This is a genomic window from Dyella sp. (genome assembly GCF_035508675.1).
In the GTDB taxonomy this organism is placed as follows: domain Bacteria; phylum Pseudomonadota; class Gammaproteobacteria; order Xanthomonadales; family Rhodanobacteraceae; genus Dyella_B.
The window spans coordinates 1-5,709 of the sequence record NZ_DATJMN010000238.1 but is presented as its reverse complement, the minus strand read 5'-3'; the positions used below and the strand labels follow the sequence as shown (position 1 = coordinate 5,709).

Below are 5,709 nucleotides of genomic sequence, written 5' to 3'. Positions count from 1 at the left end.
TGTAATCCGCCAGCCTATTTCGTGCACAGGACCGAGCAGCCGCAACCGGCGCTTAACCAAATCAAAGGCTTGCCGTTCTTTTTACCGCCTAATCCCGCATTCTAAATCTGGCGATGTTTGCTTATGGCGGGAGGTAGGTGGCGATGGCAGTTTTTGTAGGCTGGGATGAAATCCCAGCTTTTCCAGGCCGTATTATGCTGGGATTTTATTTCAGCCTACGTGGTGATTCGTAATGACGGCAGGGTAAAACGACGCATGGCGGCAAGCTATGCTCATTCACGCATGCAACGTGTTATCAATCTCCGCCAGCCGCGCAACGCCCTTCTTCGCCAGCGGCTCCAAACCTTCGCCGCCCGCTGCCAGGTGCGCCACGATCTGCTTGCGCATGCCAGGCTCCCAGAATCGCTTCAGGTGATCGGCGATGCCCGCGGCGCCCAAGGTCTGGTCCGGCTCGGCGGCGAAGTAATGACCGATGTCGTTGACCATCGCAACCAGGCGTTCGATATTCATGCTGTTGCCCCTGCAGCGTGCAGCAAGCGCTGCGGATGTGTGTAGACGACGTAGCTGCCCGGCCGCGCAAAACCGACCAGGGTCATGTGGGTGCTTTCGGCCAGATGGATGGCCAGCGCGGTAGGCGCGGAGATCGCCGCCATCAAGGTGATACCGGCGCTGGCGGCCTTGGTGACCATCTCGTAGCTGGCGCGGCTGGTGACGAGCGCAAAACCCCGCTGAGGGTCGATGCGTGCTTTCACCATCGCACCGATCAGCTTGTCCAGCGCGTTATGGCGGCCGACATCCTCGCGCACAAGCGCGATCTTGCCCTCAACGTCGACCCACGCTGCAGCATGGATGGAACCCGTGACGCTGTTTACTGGCTGCATGGCCTGCAGCGCTTCGAGCGCACGCTCCAGCGCCCGGGCCTCGATGCGTGGACCATCGCCAACCGGCGCGGGGTGGCGCACGGCGTCTTCCAGCATGCGCGCCCCGCACAGGCCACAGCCGCTGCGTCCGGGCAGCAAGCGTTCACCCGCTTCGCCTGCACGCCGGTCGACCGTATCGGAGGCCACGCGCATCGCCAATTCCACACCTTCCAGGCGCGGACGCACGTCGATGGACAGCAATTCTTCCGGCTTCGCCACCAGGCCTTCGCTCAAGGAAAAGCCCAGCGCGAAATCTTCCAGATCCAGCGGCGTCACCATCATCACGGCAAATGGCACGTCGTTGTAGAGCATGGCCACGGGTAGTTCTTCCGTAACGGCATCGCTCACCTGTTCGTGTTCGCCGTGGCGGTAGCGATCCACCCGGCGCGTCACGTAGCCGCGGCTTTGATCAGGGCCGGGGTAATCAGGACTGGGGTAATCAGGATGATTCGGCTGCATCCAGCAACGCCTGCTGCGTTTGAGAAAACGCCTGGTAACGTTTCTGCCATTCGGAAGGCTGATTGACGCGCGTCACCTGCACGGCCGTCACCTTGTACTCGGGGCAGTTGGTCGCCCAGTCCGAATTCTCGGTGGTGATGACGTTGGCGCCGGAACCGGGGAAATGGAAGGTGGTGTACACCACACCCGGCTGCATGCGCTCGGAAATGCGCGCACGCAGCACCGTCTGGCCGGCGCGGCTTTCGATGCCGACCCAATCACCTTCGGCGACACCACGTTCCTCGGCGTCGTGCGGATGGATTTCCAGTCGGTCTTCGTCGTGCCATGTCACGTTGGCGGTGCGGCGCGTCTGTGCACCGACGTTGTACTGGCTGAGTATGCGGCCGGTGGTGAGAATCAATGGATAGGTCGCATTGACCTTCTCCGATGTCGGCACGTATTCCGTCAGCATGAAGCGGCCCTTGCCGCGCACGAATTTATCCATGTGCATGACTGGCGTGCCTTCAGGATGCTGCTCATTGCATGGCCATTGGATCGAGCCGAGGCGGTCGATCTTCTCGAAGCTCACTGCGTGGAAGGTTGGCGTGAGGCGCGCGATCTCATCCATGATCTCGGAAGGATGCGCGTAGTGCATGGGATAGCCCATGGCATTGGCCAGCAGCTGGGTCACTTCCCAATCCGCATAGCCACTCTTGGGTTCCATCACTTTGCGCACGCGCGAAATACGACGCTCGGCGTTGGTGAAGGTGCCATCCTTTTCCAGGAACGAGCAGCCGGGCAGGAACACGTGCGCGTACTTGGCGGTTTCGTTGAGGAACAGATCCTGCACTACCACGCACTCCATCGCTTCCAGCGCGGCGGTGACGTGCTGCGTATTCGGGTCGGATTGGGCGATGTCTTCGCCTTCGATGTACAGTCCTTTGAAGCTGCCGTCGATGGCGGCTTCGAACATGTTGGGAATACGCAGGCCGGGCTCGTCGTGCAGGTGCACACCCCAGGCTTGCTCGAACGATGCGCGTACCGCGGCATCGCCGACATGGCGATAACCGGGAAATTCGTGCGGGAACGAACCCATGTCGCACGACCCCTGCACGTTGTTCTGTCCGCGCAGCGGATTCACGCCCACGCCTTCGCGGCCGATATTGCCGGTCGCCATGGCGAGGTTGGCAATGCCCATCACTGCGGTGGAGCCTTGCGAATGCTCAGTGACACCCAGGCCGTAATAGATCGCCGCGTTGCCGCCGGTGGCGTACAGGCGCGCCGCGCTGCGGATCATCGCCGCGGGCACGCCGGTTTCGGCTTCCGTCGCTTCAGGACTGTGCTTTTCCTGTGCTGCGAACGCGCGCCATTTTTCGAAGGCAGGTTTTTCGCAACGCGCAGCGACGAAGGCCTCGTCGACCAGGCCTTCGGTGACGATCACATGGGCCAGTGCGTTGAGCACCGCCACGTTGGTGCCGGGCCGCAGCTTCAGGTGATAGTCCGCCTTGATATGCGGGGTACGCACCAGGTCGATGCGGCGCGGGTCGACCACGATCAGCTTGGCGCCCGCACGCAGGCGCTGCTTCATCTGCGAGCCGAATACCGGATGCGCATCAGTGGGATTGGCACCGATCACCAGCACTACGTCGGTGCATTCGATCGAGTCGAAATCCTGCGTGCCGGCCGATTCGCCCATTGTCGCTTTCAAACCATAGCCGGTGGGCGAATGGCAGACGCGTGCGCACGTATCCACGTTGTTGTTGCCGAAGCCTGCGCGCACCAGCTTCTGCACCAGGTAGGTTTCCTCGTTGGTGCAACGCGAAGAGGTGATGCCGCCAACCGAGAACTTGCCGTATGTCGCCTGCAGCCGCTTGAACTCCCTGGCGACGTGCGCAATCGCTTCCTCCCAGCTGACGATGCGCCATGGATCGCTGATCTTGTGGCGGATCATCGGTGTGTGGATGCGATCCGGATGCGTGGCGTAGCCGATCGCGAAACGGCCTTTCACGCAGGAATGGCCGTGATTGGCCTGGCCGTCCTTGTTCGGCACCATGCGCACGATTTCCTCGCCTTTCATTTCGGCGCGGAAGCTGCAGCCGACGCCGCAATAGGCGCAGGTAGTGATCACGCTGTGTTCGGCCTGGCCGCGTTCGATCAGCGTGTTCTCCGACAGCGTGGCGGTGGGGCAAGCCTGCACGCAGGCGCCGCAGGATACGCACTCGGAATCGAGGAAAGCATTGTCCTGGCTGGCCGAAACCTTCGAGTCGAAACCGCGCCCCTGGATGGTCAGCGCGAACGTGCCCTGCACTTCGTCGCAGGCGCGCACGCAGCGTGAGCAGACGATGCACTTGGAGGGATCGAAGGTGAAGTAGGGATTGGATTCGTCCTTCGCGGCGAAGTGCGGGTTGATGTCGCCCTCTTTCGACTTGGCGAACACATGGTTGGCGCCGTCGTAGCCATAACGCACTTCGCGCAAGCCCACCACGCCCGCCATGTCCTGCAGCTCGCAATGGCCATTGGCCGGACAGGTCAGGCAGTCCAGCGGATGGTCGGAAATGTACAGCTCCATCACGCCGCGGCGGATCTCGGCCAGTTTTTGCGTTTGCGTGCTGACCTTCATGCCTTCCGTGACCGGCGTAGTGCACGAGGCGGGATAGCCCTTGCGCCCTTCGATCTCGACCAGGCACAGGCGGCAGGAGCCGAAGGCTTCCAGCATGTCGGTGGCGCACAGCTTGGGAATATTGATGCCGGCCTGCGCAGCGGCGCGCATCACGGAGGTGCCTTCCGGCACGCGGATGCTGCGGCCGTCGATGTCCAGCGTGACGTGCTTGTCCGTTTTGACGGCGGGCGTGCCGCGGTCGATTTCAACAATGGACAGCATGATGAAGCTACCTCCTCAAAAAATCCGGTCACCGCGAGCTTTCCAAACAGCCTGCGTGCCCAACGTGGACGGACGTCATTCCCGCGAAAGCGGGAATCCATCTTCGTTTTTGCCTAAGAGCAAAATGGATTCCCGCTTTCGCGGGAATGACGGCAAGGTGGCATGGCAATGCGCTCATAAAACAGACTGCTGCTTCGCGACCTCAAAATCCTCATGAAAATGATCCAGCGCACTCAGCACCGGAAACGGCGCCATGCCGCCCAGCGCACACAGTGAACCGGCCACCATCGTCTGGCACAGATCGCGCAGCAACAGTTCGTTGCGCGCCTTCTCCGCCGTATCGCCGGCAACGATGCGATCGATCACCTCCACCCCACGCGAGGAACCGATACGGCATGGCGTGCACTTGCCGCACGATTCGATCGCGCAGAACTCCATCGCGAAACGCGCCTGCGCCGCCATGTCGACCGTGTCGTCGAACACCACCACGCCACCATGCCCGACCATGCCGCCGATGGCGGCAAAGGCTTCGTAATCGATCGGCGTATCCAACTGCGATACGGGAATGTACGCGCCCAGCGGACCGCCCACCTGCACGGCGCGCACGGGGCGTTCGCTGGCGGTGCCGCCGCCATATTCCTCGATCAATGCGCGCAAGCTCAGGCCGAACGCGCGCTCCACCAACCCCGGCCGCTTCACATTGCCGGCCAGTTGCAACGGCAGCGTGCCGCGTGATTTGCCCACGCCGTAGTCACGGTAGAACGCCGCGCCTCGATCGAGAACGATCGGCACTGTCGCCAGCGTGATCACGTTGTTGATCACCGTCGGCTTGCCGAACAAGCCCCGGATCGCCGGCAGCGGCGGCTTGAAGCGCACCTGGCCGCGCTTGCCTTCCAGACTTTCCAGCAACGAGGTTTCCTCGCCGCAGATGTAGGCGCCGGCGCCCATGCGCACGTCCAGATGGAAGGCTTTGCCGCTGCCGCAGAGGTTGTCGCCCAGATAACCACGCGCCTTGGCCGCCTCGATCGCCGCCAGCAGCGCCCGCTGCGCATGCGGGTATTCGATGCGCAGGTAGATGTAGCCGCGCGTAGCGCCCACCGCCAGCCCGGCGATGGTCATGCCTTCGATCAGCACGAATGGATCGCCTTCCATGATCATGCGGTCGGAGAAGGTGCCCGAATCGCCTTCGTCTGCGTTGCAGACGATGTATTTCTGATCGGCTGCGGCGTCCAGGCAGGTTTTCCACTTGATGCCGGCCGGGAAGGCCGCGCCGCCGCGGCCGCGCAAGCCGGAGTCGGTGACCGCCTGCACGATGGCTGCAGGTTCCATCTTCAGTGCTGCGGCGAGTCCGCGGTAACCGTCGTGGGCCAGATAATCGTCCAGGCTGCGCGGATCGACGATGCCCACGCGCGCGAAGGTAAGGCGTTGCTGGCTTTTCAACCAGGGAATTTCCTCGGTGAGCCCAAGCTT

The 5,709-nt window shown here is 62.4% G+C and carries 4 protein-coding genes; all 4 read right to left on the bottom strand.

Going from position 1 to position 5,709, the window contains the following annotated elements; genetic code table 11:
• Positions 1-276: 276 nt before the first annotated feature.
• On the bottom strand, positions 277-510 hold the full coding sequence (locus VMA74_RS12565) for a formate dehydrogenase subunit delta (RefSeq protein ID WP_325367430.1): 234 nt from the start codon (positions 508-510) through the stop codon (positions 277-279).
• Positions 507-1,379, bottom strand: a complete 873-nt coding sequence (fdhD, locus tag VMA74_RS12560; protein WP_325367428.1) for a formate dehydrogenase accessory sulfurtransferase FdhD — start codon at positions 1,377-1,379, stop codon at positions 507-509. The genes VMA74_RS12565 and fdhD overlap by 4 nt, the downstream gene beginning before the upstream one ends.
• The gene (gene fdhF, locus VMA74_RS12555) at positions 1,360-4,239 is read right to left on the bottom strand and encodes a formate dehydrogenase subunit alpha (RefSeq protein ID WP_325367426.1); all 2,880 of its coding nucleotides are present in this window, start codon (positions 4,237-4,239) and stop codon (positions 1,360-1,362) included. The genes fdhD and fdhF overlap by 20 nt, the downstream gene beginning before the upstream one ends.
• Before the next feature lie 174 nt (positions 4,240-4,413).
• Positions 4,414-5,709, bottom strand: a 1,296-nt coding sequence (locus VMA74_RS12550) for a complex I 51 kDa subunit family protein (RefSeq protein WP_325367424.1), incomplete at its 5' end; no start/stop codon positions are given.

What these genes read in the sequence shown, in the direction of transcription:
- VMA74_RS12565 (WP_325367430.1), bottom strand. Translation starts at nt 510, where the DNA reads ATGAATATCGAACGCCTGGTTGCGATGGTCAACGACATCGGTCATTAC.
- fdhD (WP_325367428.1), bottom strand. Translation starts at nt 1,379, where the DNA reads ATGCAGCCGAATCATCCTGATTACCCCAGTCCTGATTACCCCGGCCCT.
- fdhF (WP_325367426.1), bottom strand. Translation starts at nt 4,239, where the DNA reads ATGCTGTCCATTGTTGAAATCGACCGCGGCACGCCCGCCGTCAAAACG.